Annotated in this window: 9 protein-coding genes and 4 tRNA genes; 5 read left to right on the top strand and 8 right to left on the bottom strand. The window is 69.8% G+C overall.

Annotated elements, in window-relative coordinates:
* Positions 1-2: 2 nt before the first annotated feature.
* A complete protein-coding gene (locus tag ACFYTQ_RS28750; RefSeq protein ID WP_387367743.1) occupies positions 3-3,470 on the bottom strand; it encodes an amino acid adenylation domain-containing protein in 3,468 nt (1,155 codons plus the stop codon).
* Between the two features lie 112 nt (positions 3,471-3,582).
* Between ACFYTQ_RS28750 and ACFYTQ_RS28745 the strand changes: the two genes are divergently transcribed.
* The gene (locus tag ACFYTQ_RS28745) at positions 3,583-5,211 is read left to right on the top strand and encodes a (2,3-dihydroxybenzoyl)adenylate synthase (protein WP_387367741.1); all 1,629 of its coding nucleotides are present in this window, start codon (positions 3,583-3,585) and stop codon (positions 5,209-5,211) included.
* Here the strand turns inward: ACFYTQ_RS28745 and ACFYTQ_RS28740 are convergent.
* Positions 5,193-6,542 carry a salicylate synthase gene (locus ACFYTQ_RS28740; RefSeq protein WP_387367738.1) on the bottom strand — a complete coding sequence of 450 codons (1,350 nt, stop codon included), beginning with the start codon at positions 6,540-6,542 and terminating at the stop codon, positions 5,193-5,195. The genes ACFYTQ_RS28745 and ACFYTQ_RS28740 overlap by 19 nt on opposite strands.
* 165 nt (positions 6,543-6,707) lie before the next feature.
* On the opposite strand from ACFYTQ_RS28740, the gene ACFYTQ_RS28735 reads away from it, so the two are divergent.
* Together ACFYTQ_RS28735 and ACFYTQ_RS28730 are read left to right on the top strand one after the other, a co-directional pair.
* Positions 6,708-9,086, top strand: a complete 2,379-nt coding sequence (locus ACFYTQ_RS28735; RefSeq protein WP_387367735.1) for a glycerol-3-phosphate 1-O-acyltransferase — start codon at positions 6,708-6,710, stop codon at positions 9,084-9,086.
* Complete coding sequence (locus tag ACFYTQ_RS28730) at positions 9,086-10,540, top strand: HAD-IB family hydrolase (protein ID WP_387367732.1); 1,455 nt, start codon at positions 9,086-9,088, stop codon at positions 10,538-10,540. Before ACFYTQ_RS28735 ends, ACFYTQ_RS28730 begins: the two co-directional genes overlap by 1 nt.
* On the opposite strand, the gene ACFYTQ_RS28725 is transcribed toward ACFYTQ_RS28730, so the two are convergent.
* From ACFYTQ_RS28725 to ACFYTQ_RS28700, 6 genes are all read right to left on the bottom strand, one after another.
* Positions 10,537-11,238 (bottom strand): polyprenol monophosphomannose synthase, encoded by a 702-nt coding sequence (locus ACFYTQ_RS28725; RefSeq protein WP_387368041.1) that lies wholly within the window; start codon positions 11,236-11,238, stop codon positions 10,537-10,539. The two genes, ACFYTQ_RS28730 and ACFYTQ_RS28725, sit on opposite strands and share 4 nt — an antisense overlap.
* Before the next feature lie 730 nt (positions 11,239-11,968).
* Positions 11,969-12,042: transfer RNA gene (locus ACFYTQ_RS28720), tRNA-Phe, on the bottom strand.
* Positions 12,043-12,075: 33 nt separating this feature from the next.
* A tRNA-Asp gene (locus ACFYTQ_RS28715) sits at positions 12,076-12,149 on the bottom strand.
* Positions 12,150-12,176: 27 nt separating this feature from the next.
* Positions 12,177-12,249, bottom strand: a tRNA-Glu gene (locus ACFYTQ_RS28710).
* A gap of 113 nt (positions 12,250-12,362) precedes the next feature.
* Positions 12,363-13,022 carry a TetR family transcriptional regulator gene (locus ACFYTQ_RS28705; protein WP_387367729.1) on the bottom strand — a complete coding sequence of 220 codons (660 nt, stop codon included), beginning with the start codon at positions 13,020-13,022 and terminating at the stop codon, positions 12,363-12,365.
* 916 nt (positions 13,023-13,938) lie between these two features.
* Positions 13,939-14,011: transfer RNA gene (locus tag ACFYTQ_RS28700), tRNA-Lys, on the bottom strand.
* 553 nt (positions 14,012-14,564) lie between these two features.
* Here ACFYTQ_RS28700 and ACFYTQ_RS28695 point away from each other — a divergent pair.
* Together ACFYTQ_RS28695 and dusB are read left to right on the top strand one after the other, a co-directional pair.
* Positions 14,565-15,536, top strand: a complete 972-nt coding sequence (locus ACFYTQ_RS28695) for an acyl-ACP desaturase (protein ID WP_387367726.1) — start codon at positions 14,565-14,567, stop codon at positions 15,534-15,536.
* Between the two features lie 52 nt (positions 15,537-15,588).
* Positions 15,589-16,737 carry a tRNA dihydrouridine synthase DusB gene (gene dusB, locus ACFYTQ_RS28690; RefSeq protein ID WP_387367724.1) on the top strand — a complete coding sequence of 383 codons (1,149 nt, stop codon included), beginning with the start codon at positions 15,589-15,591 and terminating at the stop codon, positions 16,735-16,737.
* Positions 16,738-16,841: the final 104 nt, after the last annotated feature.

Below are 16,841 nucleotides of genomic sequence, written 5' to 3'. Positions count from 1 at the left end.
GTTTACGTCTGCGCGAGGATCTCCTCGTCGCTCATGGCGGCCACCTCCAGATACAGCTCGGCGACCGTGGTCAGCCGCGCCGGATCGCTCTCGCGGGCGGCGAGGCGCTCGGCCAGCCCGGCGACGGTGCGGGTGGCGAACAGATCCGAGACCACGGCGTGCGGGGCGTCGAGCCATTCCCGCACCCGCGCGATCACCGTGGTGGCCAGCACCGAGTCGCCGCCCAGGGCGAAGAAGTCGTCGTGGACGCCGACCCGCTCGGCGCCCAGCACCCCGGCGACGATATCCACCAGCGCGGTCTCGAGCGGACCCCGCGGCGAATTGTCCTGCGCCTCGGCGGCATTCGCGCGCAGCCGGGCCAGCACCTCGCGCCGATCCAGTTTCCCGTTGGGCGTCAACGGCATCGGATCGAGAATCTCCACCCGGGTGGGAATCATGTAGGCGGGCAACAGTTCCGCCGCGCGCGCGAGCACGTCGGCGGTGGAGGTCATCGCCCCGGACACGGCCGCGACGAGTTTGGGCGCGCCGCCGTCGAGCACCGCCGCCACCGCGTGCCGCACGCCGGGCGCGCGGCGCAGGGCCTGTTCCACCTCGCCGAGTTCGACCCGATAGCCGCGGATCTGCACCTGATCGTCGGCGCGGCCGAGGAATTCGATGATCCCGTCGGGGCGGTAGCGGGCCATATCCCCCGTGCGGTACCAGCGCAGCCCGTCGTGGTCGACGAAGCGCCGCGCGGTCCGCTCCGGATCGCCGCGGTACCCGGCGGCCACATTGGCCCCGCCGACCCACAGTTCGCCGGGCACCCAGTCGGGGCAGTCGCGCCCGGCGGGCGAGACGATCCGGCAGCGCACATTGCGCAGCGGCACCCCGAACGGGATCGCGGTCCAGTCCTCCGGCGGCTCCGCGATCTCGCAGATGGTGTGGTGGATCGAGGTCTCGGTGGCCCCGCCCAGCCCGGAGAACCGGCAGCCGGGGACCTGCCGGGCCAGCCGCCGCGCCAGATCCGCCCCGACCCAGTCGCCGCCGAGGGTGACCGCTCGCAGCGAGTCGCCGAGCCGGTCGCCGCCGATCTCGAGGATCATGTCGAGCATGCTCGGCACGCAGTTGAGGATCGAGACCCGGTGCCGCACCAGCAGTTCCACCCAGGTGGTGGCCTCCGCGCGCTGCCGGGCGTCCACCGCGACGATCGATCCGCCGACGGCGAACATGCCGAAGACGTCGTACACCGAGGCGTCGAACTCCAGCGCCGACAACGCCAGCACCCGATCCGAGCCGCCGACGCCGAACCGGTCGTTGACCGCGTCGATGGTGTTCATCGCGCCGCTGTGCGGCACGTCCACCCCCTTGGGCGTCCCGGTCGACCCGGAGGTGAAGATGACGTAGGCGATCTCCGCCGGATCGGGAAACACGGGGCGCGCCAACGGAGTCGGATGCGCGCACGCCTCGTCGACGGCCAGACAGGGCAGCGCCGGATCACCCATGTCGGCCCCCGCGACGCTCACCGCGGCCGCGACCCCCGCCGTCCGCAGGATCTCGGCACGCCGAGCCACCGGCTGGTCGAAACCGATCGGCACATACGCCGCCCCGGCCGCCAGCACGCCCAGCACGGCCGCGATCTGATCGCGCCCCTTGGGCAGCTGCACCGCCACCGCGTCCCCCGGCTCGACACCCCGATCGCGCAGCGCGCCCGCGAGAGCCAGTGCGCGCTCGGACAATTCGCCGTAGCTCCACGAGCCGTCGTCGTCGCCGAGCCCCCACACCACCGCGATGTCGTCGGGCGCGGCGGCGGCGTGGGCGAAGAAGCCCTCGTGCAGGCGGCGCCCGCTGACCGGACCGTCGGTCGCGTTGACCCGCGCCCGCACCGCGGCCTGGTCGATCGGCAACCGCACCGCGGCCTCGGCGTCCCAGCCCGCCTCGTCGGCGAGCCGCCCGATCGCGGCGGTGTAGCGATCGAACATGGCCTCGACCATGCCGTCGGGGAAAGCGTCCCGGCGCACGTCCCAGTTCAGGAGCAGACCGCCTCGCACCTCGGTGACCTGCGCGTCGAGCAGGACCTGCGGGCCCTGGGAGATGATCCACACCGGGTCGCCGAAGGTCTCGGTCACCCGGTCGGCGAACAGCTCCCCCAGATTCAGGGCGCTGGTGTAGACGACGGGGGCCAGCACCGGCTCGCCGCGATACCGGCTCAGATCCCGCAGCACCTCGAGCCCCGCGTAATTCGCGTGCGCGCCGCTGTCGTGCATCGTGCGCTGGAGCGCCCGCGCCCGCTCGGTGACGGTGACATCGTCGCTGACGTCGACCTCCACCATGATCGAGGAGGTGAAATCGCCGATGACGCGGTCGATGTCGGGATGCACCGGCTCGCGGTGGAACAACGGCACGTTCAGCAGGAAGCGCGGCCGCGCCGACCAGCCGCCGATCGTCTCGGCGAACACCGCGGCCAGGGCCATCGCGGGGGTGACGCCGCGCCGGTGCGCCGCCGCGAGCAGCCGCTGTTTCGCCTCCGGGGCGAGCCAGTGGTCGAAGCGCACCGTGCGGTGCGGTTCGGCGCGGCGGGCGACCGGCACCGTCGGAAGTTCCGGCGCCCCGGGCAGTTCCGGCAGCCGCTCCCGCCACCAGCTCCGATCCCGTTCGCGCGCTTGGGGATCCACCGTGTGCTCGGTGCGGTAGCGGCGATAGCTGTAGTCCGGGGGCGCGATCCGGCCGCCGCGGTACAGCTCGGCGAGGTCGGCGGTCAGCACGCGGTAGCTCATCGCGTCACCCGCCAGCATGTCGACGTCCAGGTGCAGGCGGCTGCGGTCGCCGTCGAGCAGGGTGAGGGTGATGTCGAGAACCTGCCCCTCCTCGAGCGACAGCCGCTGATGGGTCTTGGTGTCGCGCAGGCGTTCCAGTTCGGCCTCGACCGCGTCGGGGGTCCGGCCGCGCAGATCCACCACCGCGAACACCGGCCGCCCCGGCCGGGACAGGGTCTGTTGGGTGCCGTCGGGCAGCACCCGGGTGCGCAGCATGGGATGCAGCTCGACCAGCTCGGCGACGGCGCGCTCGAGCCGCGCGGGATCGACCGCGCCGCCGTCGAATTCGACGTACAGGTGGGCCGCCACCCCGCCGAGTTCCTGTTCGTCGGAGCGGCCGACCCAGTAGGCGTGCTGCATGGTGGCCAGCGGGAACGGCTCGTCGGCCGCCGCGTCCACGGGTTCGGCGGGCGGCTCGGATTCGGTTGCGGGCGTGGGGGTTCCGCCGAGCAGTTCGTACCAGGCGTCCACCGACGGCGCGGCGGCCAGCTGGGCGAAGTTCACGTCGAGGCCGCGTTTGCGCCAGCCGCCCGCGAGTTTCATGGTGCGGATCGAGTCCAGGCCGAGCTGGATGAGGTCCTCGTCCCCGGCGATATCGGCCGCGTCGATACCGAGTTGCGCGGCGATCGCCGCGCGGATCTCGTCCCGGTCGATGCCGTCGCGCTGTCGTGGCTCCATGTCCGCTGTACTCCTTCGCTGGCCGATCGGCCACAGCGTAACGCAATGAGATAGGGTTGCCTAACCTACATTAGGTGACCCTGATAACTCGTGCGCGACCGTGAGGCTGACCGTGACTTCGACATCTGAGACCGCATCGGATCATCGCGACGGATTCGTCCCGTTCCCGGCCGAATTCGCGGAGCGTTATCGCGCGGCGGGCTACTGGGCCGGACAGTCGCTGGGCGAACTGCTGCGCACGGCCGCGCGCACCTGGCCGGAGCGTCCGGCCGTGCACGCCGAGGACCGCGTGCGGACCTACGCCGAACTCGACGCCGAGGCCGACCGCTACGCGCACGGCTTCCGCGCCGAGGGCATCGCGCCCGGCGACCGGGTCCTGGTCCAGCTGCCCAATGTGGCCGAATTCGTGCCGCTGCTGTTCGGGCTGCTGCGCGCGGGGGCGATTCCGGTGCTCGCGCTGCCCGCGCACCGCCGGGCCGAGATCGAGCATCTGGCCGAATTGTCCGGCGCGGCGGGCTATCTCATCGCGGATCGGGCGGGCGGCTTCGACTATCGCGAGCTGGCGGGGTCGCTGGTCGAGCGGGTGGCCTCGGTGCGCCGGGTGTTCGTGCTGGGCGAGCCGGGGCCGTACGTGGACGTGCGCGGCATCGCTTGCGACGGCGACGCGTTGCCGCAGATCGATCCCGCCGACATCGCGCTCATGCTGGTGTCCGGCGGCACGACCGGGCTGCCCAAGTTGATCGCGCGCACCCACGACGACTACGCCTACAACGCCCGCGCCAGCGCCGAGGTGTGCGAATTGGACTGCGCGGACGTGTATCTGGCGGCCCTGCCCGCCGCGCACAACTTCCCGCTGTCGTGCCCCGGCGTCCTCGGCACGATCGGGGTCGGCGGCTCGATCGCGCTGATCGACGATCCCAGCCCGGAGAACGCCTTCGCGGCCATCGAACGGTTCGGGGTGACGGTGACCGCCGTGGTGCCGCCGCTGGCCCAATTGTGGAGCGCCGCAACCGAATGGGAGGAGGCCGATCTGTCCAGCCTGCGGCTGCTCCAGGTCGGCGGCGCGAAGCTGGCCGAGGTGAACGCCCGCGCCGTGGAACCCGCGCTGCGCACCCGGTTGCAGCAGGTGTTCGGCATGGCCGAGGGCCTGCTCAACTACACCCGGCTCGACGACGCCGCGGATCTGGTGTGCGGCACCCAGGGCCGCCCGCTCTCCCCCGCCGACGAGATCCGCGTGGTCGACGCCGACGGAAACGACGTGCCGCCGGGCGCGGAGGGCGAGTTGCTCACCCGCGGGCCCTACACCATCCGCGGGTACTACCGCGCGCCCGAACACAACGCGCGCGCCTTCACCCCGGACGGCTACTACCGCAGCGGAGATCTGGTGCGGCGCTTGCCGTCCGGTCATCTGGTGGTGTCGGGCCGGATCAAGGACGTCATCAACCGCGGCGGCGAGAACGTCTCCTGTGACGAGCTCGAGGAACATCTGCTCGCGCATCCGGCGGTGCGGCACGCCGCGGCGGTGGGGCTGCCTGATCCCGCGCTCGGCGAGCGGGTCTGCGCGGTCCTGGTGGTCTCCGGGGAGCCGCCGACCCTGGCCGAGGTGAAGTCCTTCCTCACCGGGCGGGGGCTGGCGGCCTACAAACTTCCCGACACCCTGCGCACCGTGGATCGGCTGCCGGTCACGGCCGTGGGCAAGATCGATAAGAAGGCGTTGCGGGGTCACGCCTCCACGACGTAGGGCGCGATGCTGGACAGCTTTTCGCAGGTCTCCTCGAATTCGCGGTCCGGGCGGGACTGCCCGACGATGCCCGCGCCCGCGCGCAGCCACGCCCCCTCGGTGGTCTGGTAGACGGCGCGCAAGACGAGCGTGGCCTCCAGCGCGCCGGACGGCGAAACCGTCAGCACCGCACCGGAATACAGCCCGCGCGGATCGTGGTCCAGGCGGAACACGGCGTCCACGCCCGCGGCCTTGGGGATGCCCGAGGCGGTCACCGAGGGGAACAGCGTCGCCAGCGCGTCCCACGCGCTGCGGTCGGTGGCGAGCCGCCCGCGCACGGTGGAGGCCAGGTGCTGGACGCTGCCGCGCTCCCGCACCGCCATGAAGTCCGACACGGCCGTGCTGCCCGGCTCGGCGACCGCGGCGATCTCGGCGAATGAGGTCCGCACGGAGATCGCGTGTTCGACGATCTCCTTGGGGTCGCCGACGAGTTCGGCGCGCGCCGCCCGGTCGGCGTCGGCGCCCCGGCCGAACGCCCGGGTGCCCGCGAGGGGTTCGGTGGTCACCACCCGGCCGTCGTCGACCGCGACCACCAGTTCGGGGCTGAAGCCCGCGGCCTCGAGCCCGCCCAGGCGCAGCAGGAACGAGCGCGCGGGCGTGTTGTGGGCGCGGCCCAGCCGATACGTCGCGGGCACGTCGACCACGAACGGCAGATCGACCTTCCGCGAGAGGATCACCTTCTGATAGCGCCCGTCCCGGATCTCGGCCACGGCACCGGCCACCCGGTCGCGGTAGGCGGTGGGGTCGAGGGTGATGTCGGCGGCCCGTGCGACCGGCAACGCGGTCGCCTGCGCGGCGGCGATCAGCGCGTGGATCTCCTCGGCCTCGGCCGCGGTCGCCCCGTCGATTCGGATCCCGGTCGCGCCGATGCGAACCTCTATGCGCGGAATCATCAAGTGCGCCAACGGAGTTCGCGGGTCGAGGTGAGCGGTGGCGCCCAGCGCCCAGGCGCAGAACTCGAAGCCGATCCAGCCGTAGGCGTGCCGGTCCGTGGCGTCCAGTCCGGCCAGCGCTCGATCGATCACGGCCGCCGGGCTGCCCTGCCACGGTTCGGCGGTGACCCGGCCCGCCCACTCGACGCGCAGTTCGTGGGCGTCGAGTTCGACGCCGCCGAGCGGATCCGCGGCGAACACCCACTCCCCCGGCCGCTCGTACATGACGTACTCGCCGAACCGGTCCGCGGCCGCGAGCGCGGAAACCGCTGCCACCGGGTCGATTCCGCCCGCCTGTGTGAATGCCGCCCCCGGACCGTCCCCATACCCGCATCGCACTCGCTCGTCCGTGGTCGACACGCTTCCTCCAAGGTTATGCTCACCTAACTTCGAGGGGTAAGGCTAGCATTACCTCAGTTCTCCGGCGGTGTGCCGGAGCGCACAGCGGGACCAATCGGAGGAAATTCGCGTCGGAAGGACCCGGAGGCGCGCTTCAATGGGGAAGCGCCACCTGATGGAGGTCCCATGATCGATCACCGCGCCGAGGTCCCGACGGCGACCACCTCGAATTCGACGCCGCGCGCGGCCGTCGCACTGGTGGACGCCGCGTCCGCGGTGGAGCGCGAGCTGATCGGGGGCTGGCTCGCCGAGGGCGGCATCGCCGCCGAGTACGGCCTGGACATACCGGTCGTGCAGCTCGATCTGGACGCCGCCGCGGTGGCCCAGCGCCTGGTCGGGCGGCGCGACGATCCGCTGGTCGTGCCCGTGCGGGTGGTGTGGCTGCCGCCCGAGCGAGACGGCGTGCGCCGCACCACCTTCGCCGATCTGGTCACCTTCGGCGATCCGCGCAAACCGCATCGGATCCTGCAACGCCGCCTGGTCGCCAAGTCGCCCGATCGGCATCTGGTCCTCACCGGTCAGCCCGCCCGGCTCAGCGAGTTGCGCGCCAACAACGCCACGGTGGCGTCGAGCGCGGAACCGTTCGCGCGGGCCGTCGTTCGCGCGGGCATCGTCGCGCTCGAACGCGCCGAGCGGTCGGTCATCGGCGACCGCTACAAGGTGCCCCGGCTGGTGGCCGAGGAGATCCTCGACTCCCCCGAGTTCCTGCGCCGCCTCGACGGCATCGCCGCGCACATCGGCTGCGAACCGGGCGAGGTGTACCGCCGCGCGGAGAAGGCGCTGCGCGAATTGGTCGCCGCGCAGAGCAGATTGGTGTCGGACCTGTTCACCCAGGCCATGCGCCCGGTGCACGCCTCGGCGTGGAAGGTGGACTTCGAACCGTCGGGGCTGGCCGGATTGCGTCGCCTCAATCGGCGTCATCCGCTGGTGTTCCTGCCCTCGCACCGCTCCTATGTGGACGCGTTCGTGCTCGGGGATGTGCTGGCGCGCACCGACTTTCCGCCCAATCACGTGATCGGCGGGGCGAATCTGAGCTTCTGGCCGATGGGCCCGATCGCGCGGCGCACCGGAACCGTGTTCATCCGCCGCAGTTTCGGCGACGACGAGGTGTACAAGGCGGTCGTCGAGGAGTACTTCGCGTATCTGCTGGCCAAGCGGTTCAATATGGAATGGTACTTCGAGGGCGGCCGCACCCGCACCGGCAAACTGCGCCCGCCCCGCTACGGCCTGCTGAACTATCTGGCCGCCGCGATCCGCGCCCGACGGGTCGACGACGTGCTGCTGGTGCCGGTGTCGATCACCTACGAGCGGCTCAACGAACTCGGCGCGATCGCCACCGAACAGGCCGGGGGCGTGAAGAAGGCCGAGGGGCTGACCTGGCTGGCCCGCTACATCCGCAATCAACAGCATTCGGCGGGCCACGTGTACGTGCGGTTCGGCGAGCCGCTCTCGGCGCGGCAGCGGCTGGCCGCGCACGGCGATCCGCTGCGGCCCGATCACGGTCCGGCGCAACCACTTCCGGAGGAGGTCCGCGAGCAGGAGCGCAAGGCCGTGCAGCGGTTGGCGTTCGAGGTGGCCGTCGGCATCAACCGGGTCACCCCGATCACGGTCAACGCGCTGGTCACCCTGGCCCTGCTGGGGGTGCACGAGCGCGCGCTGACTCTCGGCGAGGTGCGCGCGGTGGTGCTGCCCGTGCTCGGCTACATCGAGCGGCGTGGTCTGCCCGGGGGCGAACTGGCCACGCTGCGCGACGATCAGGGCCTGGCGGTGGTGCTCGACCAGCTGTCGGTGGCGAAGGTCGTGACCGTGTATCGCGGTGGACTGGAACCGGTCTACTCGATCGAGGCGGGCGCGCACCTCGAGGCGGCGTTCTACCGCAACAGCGCGGTGCACTGGTTCGTGAACCGGGCGATCCTGGAACTGGCCGTGCTCACCTCGGTCGAGGCGCAGGAGGGCGATCAGCTGCGCGTCGGCTGGGACACCGCCTACCGGCTGCGGGATCTGCTCAAGTTCGAGTTCTTCTTCCCGGAGCGGGCGGAGTTCGGCGAGCAGCTCTCGGCGGAAATGCTGCTGGTGGACCCGGATTGGCACCGGCGCACCGCGGACGGCGGCACGGTCGGCTCCGACATCCTGGCCAAACTGGCCGACACCGGATTCATCATGGCCCATCGCGTGCTGCGGTCGTTCTTCGACGCGCAGCTGGTCGTGGCCGAGCGGCTGGCCGCCCACGATCCCACGACGCCGGTGGATCGGAAGCGATTCATCGAGGACTGTCTGGCCGTGGGGCGGCAGATGCTGTTGCAGCAGCGGTTGCACAGCCCGGAGTCGGTGTCGTCGGAATTGTTCGCCACCGCACTGAAACTCGCCGACAACCACGGCCTGCTGCACCCCGACGGCGACGACCTGACCGCGCGGCGGCGGGCCTTCGCCGACGAACTGCGCACCCTCGGCCAGCGGATCTCGCGGGCCGCCACGCTGGATCCGTCCAATCGAGTGGAGCTGTGATGAGCGCGGGCGGTGAGTGGAGCGTCGACGCCGCGATCGAGGCGATCCGCTCGGGTCCCCAGGGGCCGCGGGTGGGGGCGATCTTCGATTTCGGCGGGACGGTCGTGCACGGTTTCACCCCACCGTCCGGGCCGGGCCGCTGGTTGCGCCGAAACCCGTTGGCGGACAGCCTGCTCACCAGCGTGCGCGGCGCGCGGGCCGAGGGCGAGTACGAACGCTTCCTCCAGCGCACCATGCACGCCTGGGCCGGGCACTCGGAGGCCGAGCTGACCGAACTCGGCGAGAAGCTGTTCCAGCGCACGCTGTACGGCCACCTGTACCCGGAGGCGTGGCGGCTGATCCGCGCGCACGAGGCGGCCGGACACACGCTGGTGCTGGCCACCTGCCTGACCCGGTTCCAGGTGCTGCCCGCCGCCGCGGAGCTGGGGATCGAGCATGTGCTGTACACGCCGATGGCCGCGCAGGACGGGGTGCTCACCGGCTACGTGGACGGAAAACCGTTGTGGCGCAGCGGCAAAGCGGAGGCGGTGCGCCGCTTCGCCCGCGACCACGACCTCGAGCTCGCCGCGAGTCACGCCTACGCCGACGCCGCCCCGGATCTGCCGCTGCTGGAACTGGTCGGGCATCCCACGGCGGTGAATCCGGATCCGCGGACCGCGATCGAGGCCACCGAACGCTCCTGGCCGGTGCTGACCTTCCGGCCGCGGTCCGATCCCGGCGCGCTCGATCTGGCCCGGACCGCGCTCGGTTTCGCGAGTCTGCTGGGCGGCGCGGCGGTCGGCGTGGCGGCGAAGGCGGGCACGCGCGATCAGCGGGCGATGGCGGATTCGATGATCGAGGTGGCGGCCGATGCGACGTTGCGCGCCACCGGGATTCGGGTCCGGGTGACCGGCCGCGAGCACGCGCTCGCGCCGCGGCCCGCGGTGTTCGTGTTCAACCATCAAAGTCAGTTCGACATGGTGGTGTTGAGCGAGGTGCTCGGCGGGGGTTTCACCGCGATCGCGAAGCGGGAGATCACCGCCAATCCGGTGTTCGGCCCGCTGCTGCGGTTCACGGGCGCGACGTTCATCGATCGGTCGGATTCGGCGGGCACGCGCGCGGCGCTGGCGCCGGTGGTGGACACGCTGCGCGGCGGGTTGTCGATCGTGGTGGCGCCGGAGGGGACGCGCTCGTTCACGCCACGCGTGGGCCCGTTCAAGAAGGGCGCGTTCCACATCGCGATCCAGGCCGGGGTGCCGGTGGTGCCGATCGTGATCCGCAACGCGGGCGAGATCGCCTGGCGCAATTCGGCGGTGGTGCGCAAGGGCGTCGTCGACGTGGCGGTGCTACCGCCGATCGATGTGAGCGGCTGGGATCCGCGGGCGATGGACGCGGAGGTCGAGCGGGTGCGCGGGTTGTTCGTGGACACCCTGCTGGATTGGCCCGCCCCCGACGCGGCGCTGACCGCGCGTTAGAGCCGCCGCCCGAACAGCAGCTGCCACGGCATGAGGGCGGACTCCAGCTGGACCCGCAGGCTCATCTTGGACGCGCCCGCGGTGCGCTCCTCGAACCGGATCGGCACCTCGGCGATGGTGTAGCCCTTCTTGATGGTCCGGTAGTTCATCTCGACCTGGAAGGAGTAGCCGTTGCTCTGGATCGAGGCGACGTCGATCGCGCGCAGCGTCTCGGCCTTCCACGCCTTGAATCCGGCCGTCGCGTCCTTGACGCCGAGCCGCAGGATGGCGTTGACGTAGAAGTTGGCCCACGCCGACAGCGCCTTGCGGTACCACTTCCATTCCGCGGCCGTGGATCCGCCCGGGACATACCGGGATCCGAGGACCACCCCCGCCCCGGAGGTCTCGAGCTTGTCGAGCATGGCCGGGATGACCTCGGCCGGATGGGACAGATCGGCGTCCATCTGGATGACGACGTCGGCCCCCTCGTCGAGCGCCCGCGTGATCCCCGCGACATAGGCCCGCCCCAGCCCGTCCTTCTCGACCCGGTGCAGCACCCCCACCGCGTCGGGCAGTTCGACGGCCAGCTTGTCGGCCACCTCCCCCGTCCCGTCCGGCGAGTTGTCGTCCACAACGAGTACATGCAGGTCGGCGACCGGTAGCGCGGTCAACCGCCCCACCGCCACCGGCAGGTTCTCCCGCTCGTTGTAGGTCGGCACCACCACGGTCACCTTCACAAGTCGCCCTCCCGCTCGATACAGCGCTCTATCCTGCCAGCACAGACCGTAGCGGACGCACTTATGGGAACTCTGAGCTGGCCCGGCCCCGCCCCCGACCTCAGGACTCGTCTCGAGCATCCTCCCGAGCATTCCGCTCCCGCACGATGTCCAACGCCCGCTCAGCGGTAGCCCGATCCGGATAGGGCCCCATCCGATCCGCGAACCAACACCGCTTCCCCTGCTCGGCCCGATGATGCTTCAAGCAGTAGTACCAACTCCCAGAAGAGTCACCCATACCCCCCACCCAACCACCCCCGAAAGATCTTGTCACCACCCCCACACAAAAGATCACCAATACCTATTGCATCGATTGCCATCAACTATCAAATCGATGAACCCCCACCAAAACACAAACCCACCAAAACAACTGAGTGCAAACAACTTTCAAGATCCCGAAAATCCCCGCCTGAAAGAACCCATTCCCCCAAACAAGATGACACGTCTTTGGCTTTTTGCACAACCCCCCACCCAAACCCACCCCGCCCCAAACAGAACCATCGCCAACGCCCCCGCAACACCCCTATAACCCAGACACCCCCGAAATACCAGCCCCAGAAAGGGGGGTCCAGGGGGGCACCCCCCCTGGTCTGGGGGCGTGGGGGGCGAGCCCCCCACATATCACCCTCGAAAAAAGCGAAGGCCCCCCTGAGCAAGGGAGGGCCTGAGAGGGTGGCCAAGGCCGGGATCGAACCGGCGACCTTCCGCTTTTCAGGCGGACGCTCGTACCAACTGAGCTACCTGGCCGGGGCACCCGAACCGAATGCCTAGCATACCGTGCGACCCTGACGGGACTCGAACCCGCGACCTCCGCCGTGACAGGGCGGCGCGCTAACCAACTGCGCCACAGGGCCTTGCTCTGCTCCACGGTGTCGCCACCGTACCCCCTACGGGATTCGAACCCGCGCTACCGCCTTGAAAGGGCGGCGTCCTAGGCCGCTAGACGAAGGGGGCCCGCCGGATGTCTCCGGTTCGTTTCTCAACGACTTCCGTTGGGAGCCCGCATAGCTTATGACAGCCGCCGCGGGAAACCCAAATCGGCTGGTCAATGGACCGAATGGGGTGGCCTACACGCTGAGGTCCTCCATCCGGGCGCCGGCCCGCCAGCCGGTGCGGCGGAACTCGTCGAGCCACTCGGGGGTGGCCATGGACTCGATGATGACCTCGAGCGCCTCGGTGAACCGGGTGCGCAGATCCACGCCGGGGCCGAGCAGGTCCACGATGTAGCGCTGACCCGCGAGCGCCGCGGTGAGGGTGCGGGTGAACCGGTCCGGATCGGCGTCCGGGCGCAGTTGCTTCTGCTCGATGGCCCGCACGGCCAGCTGCCGCGCGGCCCGCCCGAGGATGCGCCCGCCGCCGGCCTGGACGTCGCGGTAGAACTCCGGCTCGATGATGAGGCGGAACTCGGCCTGGATGATGATGTCGTTCTCCAGCCGCAACGCGACCTCGTCGACCAGCCCGCGCAGCGCGTCGAGCGGGCCGAGATCGGTTCGGGTGAGCCATCTTTCGGTGGTCGCCCGGTAGCGCTCGACGGCGGCCTCCAGCACCGCCCGCGCCAGGTCCTCCTTGGAGTCGAAGTGGAAGTACATCGCGCCCTTGGTGGCGCGCGACCCCTCCAGTATGCGGTTCAGCGATGCCGCGGCGTAGCCGCTCTTCCCGAATTCAACGGCGGCGGACCTGATGATCGCCGCACGTGTCCGGCGGGCCCGCTCTTGCTGCCGTGCCATGCTCGAAACGCCTCCGAAGCTACTTGCCGCCGCAGACCCCCTGGCAGGAACGGTCGTCGGCGCGAAGTTATGAGATTTTCAATTACTTCCACTCGGGCTACCGCCCGGTTTTCAAACTTTTGGTACGAAAAATGACGAGAAACCTGAAGCACACCAAGTGGTATAGTTCTCGACGCCCGGGTGCGCTGCAGGGGGTGCGCACCCGGGCGTTTTCTTCGTCTCGGATCTGCCTCCTGCGACACGGTCTCCAGGGCATCGCGAGCGGCCAGACCGGTCGCGACACGTTCGGGCACATCAATCATCGGCCGAATCCCGCCCCACCGACGCACACTCGGTTCCGTCGGAATTCACCGAGCGGTCACCGTACCTCGATTCACCGCGCGCCGTAGGGCGTACCGGCAAGTCAGTTCGCTGGATTGCGTTTCATCCCTTATGGCAAATAGCTCGCAACCGCGTGGGCGATTGGCGCCTTTCGCGAATTCCCGCGCGCCCCAGCGCCGTTCATCCCCGCCCGATCCGGCGGCGGTCCACCCGCCCCGGACCACCCTCGACCATCCCGTTCCCCACCGCCTCCGGGACCGCTCCTGCGACACTGTCATCCTCCGCTACCAATTGCGTTGCCACGCATCGTCTTTGAATGATATTTACAGTTAAAGCCACGAAACAAATTGGAGCCCCGGAGAATCTGCGGCCGCTCGCCGCGGCGAGGTTCCACCGGGTGTTCCGAAGCCCTATCGTCGGAAGCGGCCTTCGTGTATCGCCCGGCGCGCGGTTGCCGCGTGTCGACTCGCCGGGGAAGTGTCGCGGCGGCCATTACCGCGCGGAAATTGATCGATTGTCCGGCAGATATATGGAGAGCGCCACCGGTAGGGGTTCACGGATCGGCGCGGCGCACACGGCGTTCCGCGCGAGCGGGTGCCCCCACCAGGGCTCGAACCTGGGACCCACTGATTAAAAGTCAGCTGCTCTACCAACTGAGCTATAGGGGCTCGGCTGGGTCAGACTACAACACAGCCCCCGTATACCCCACATCGGACGCGACGCGCGCGGACGACGGTCGCGGGACACCGCGGGACAGACCCCTGTTCCCGGGGACAGCGAAATTTGGGCAATCTTGTTGCCACCCAGCACGTTCCGCGAACCGCCGCGGCGTGTCGCCGCGTGGCGGGCCCGGCTTCCGATCTTGCCGCAACCCCCGGGCAGTGCCGCCGCGTGGCCGGCCGGGCGGGGTGACCGGTCACAGCGGATGGTCTCGAAACGCTGTGAACTACCCGTTTGCCCTTGGCAGAGGCGGTTTTTCACAGGCAGGCTAACGTACAGCGGTGATGAGCGATACAACCGCGGTGCGGATCTCGCGCCTACACTCGGTATCGATCGGAATCGCCGCCGAGGAGGCCGTATGAGTTCCGTCACGGATACCGTCCGGTCGCTCGGATGCGTTTCGCATCACACTTACGGTGCCGTAAGGTATGAGGCCGCGACCGAACGGTCACAGGGGGTCGACGAGCAAGATCGCACGACAACAGCGAAGGGCGCACTTATATGGCAAGGGATCTGACTCAACTCGAACTGCTGACGGAGTTGGAGCCGGTTGCCGAACAGAACGTCAACCGCCACCTCTCCATGGCCAAGGAATGGCATCCGCACGACTACGTGCCGTGGGACGACGGCCGCAACTTCGCGGCCCTCGGTGGGATCGACTGGGACCCGTCCCAGTCCAGGCTGAACGAGGTCGCCAAGGCGGCCATGATCACCAACCTGCTCACCGAGGACAACCTGCCCTCGTACCACCGCGAGATCGCCGAGAACTTCTCTCAGGACGGCGCCTGGGGCACCTGGGTCGGTCGCTGGACCGCCGAGGAGAACCGGCACGGCATCGTCATGCGCGACTACCTTGTGGTGACCCGCGGCGTGGATCCGGTCGCCCTCGAGCAGGCCCGGATGATCCACATGACCAACGGCTTCGCCTCCCCGGCCGAGGCCGACGCCGGCTTCCTGCACTCGGTCGCCTACGTGACCTTCCAGGAGCTGGCCACCCGCGTGAGCCACCGCAACACCGGCAAGGTCTGCGAGGACCCCATCGCCGACCGGATGCTGCAGCGCGTGGCGGCCGACGAGAACCTGCACATGATCTTCTACCGCAACATGTGCGGCGCGGCCCTGGACCTGGCTCCCGATCAGGCGCTCGACGCGATCACCCTGATCCTGGAGAACTTCCAGATGCCCGGCGCGGGTATGCCGAACTTCCGGCGCAACGGCGTGCTGATGGCCAAGCACGGCATCTACGACCTGCGTCAGCACCACGAAGAGGTCGTCATGCCGGTGCTGAAGAAGTGGCGCATCTTCGAGCGCGACGACTTCACCGCGCGCGGCGAGGCGACCCGGGAGCGGCTGGCCCTGTTCCTCGAGAAGCTGAGCAAGGACGTCGTGAAGTTCGAGGAGCAGCGCGACCGCATGCTGGCCCGCGAGGCCGCCAAGCGGGAGCGCGAGTTCGCCGGATCCACCGCGGGCTGAGTCGGACCGGCGTGATTCCGGGCACTCCCGCGGCAATGGGAGACTGGAGTTCATGACCGTCGCGCTCGAGACCGGAAACGACCTGCGGATCGGCCCCTATCGGGTCGATCCGCCGGTCGTTCTCGCCCCGATGGCGGGGATCACCAATGTCGCCTTCCGCACGCTGTGCCGGGAGTTCGGCAGCGCGTCCTCGATCTACGTGTGCGAGATGATCACCGCCCGCGCGGTGGTCGAGCGGAACGAGAAGACGCTGCACATGATGTCGTTCGGGCCGGACGAGTCGCCGCGCTCGATGCAGCTGTACGGGGTCGATCCGAAGACCATCGGCGAGGCCGTGCGGGTGATCGTCGGCGAGGGCTGGGCCGATCACATCGATCTGAATCTGGGCTGCCCGGTGCCCAAGGTGACCCGCCTCGGCGGCGGCGCCGCGCTGCCCTACAAGCGGCGGCTGTTCGAGGCGATCGTGCGCGCGATGGTGAGCGCGGCCGAACCCGCGGGCGTGCCGATCACCGTGAAGTTCCGGATCGGCATCGACGACGAGCACATCACCTATCTCGACGCGGGCCGCATCGCCGAATCCGAGGGCGCGGCCGCGGTGGCCCTGCACGCCCGCACGGCGGCGCAGCGGTACTCCGGCGCGGCGGACTGGTCGGCCATCGCGCGGCTCAAGCAGGCCGTCACCACGATTCCCGTGCTCGGCAACGGCGATATCTTCGCCGCGCGCGACGCGGTCCGCATGATGGCCGAAACCGGTTGCGACGGAGTCGTTGTCGGCCGCGGCTGCCTGGGCCGCCCGTGGCTGTTCGCCGAACTCCAGGCGGCCCTGCGCGGCGAGCCGGTGCCCGCGGGCCCGAATCTGGGCCGGGTCGGGGAGATCCTCTACCGGCACGCCGCCCTGCTGGCCGAGCACTACGGCGAGGACAAGGGCATGCGCGATCTGCGCAAGCACATGGCCTGGTATCTCATGGGCTTCCCGGTCGGCGCCGAACTGCGCCGCTCCTTCGCCGCGGTATCGACCCTGAGCGAATTGCGGGATCTGATCGGGCAGTTGGATCCGGCCGCGCCCTTCCCCGCGGACGCGGAGGGCCCCCGGGGTCGGCAGGGGTCGCCCGGTAAGGTCAGCCTCCCCCACGGTTGGCTCGACGATCCGGAGGATCGAGCGGTCCCGCTGGCCGCCGATGTCATGCATTCGGGCGGCTGAGGCGCGCTCGTCCGACGTGTCCGGTGGCCCCTCGTGGCTCAATCGTTATCATTGCGAAGGGCGCTGCCGTTGAACCGGCAAGCCGATCCCCGAGAGTGAGCAAA

Source organism: Nocardia sp. NPDC004068 (genome assembly GCF_042874315.1).
Classification (GTDB): Bacteria; Actinomycetota; Actinomycetes; order Mycobacteriales; family Mycobacteriaceae; genus Nocardia.
The sequence above is the reverse complement of the archived record's forward strand: the minus strand, read 5'-3'. Positions and strand labels throughout refer to the sequence as shown.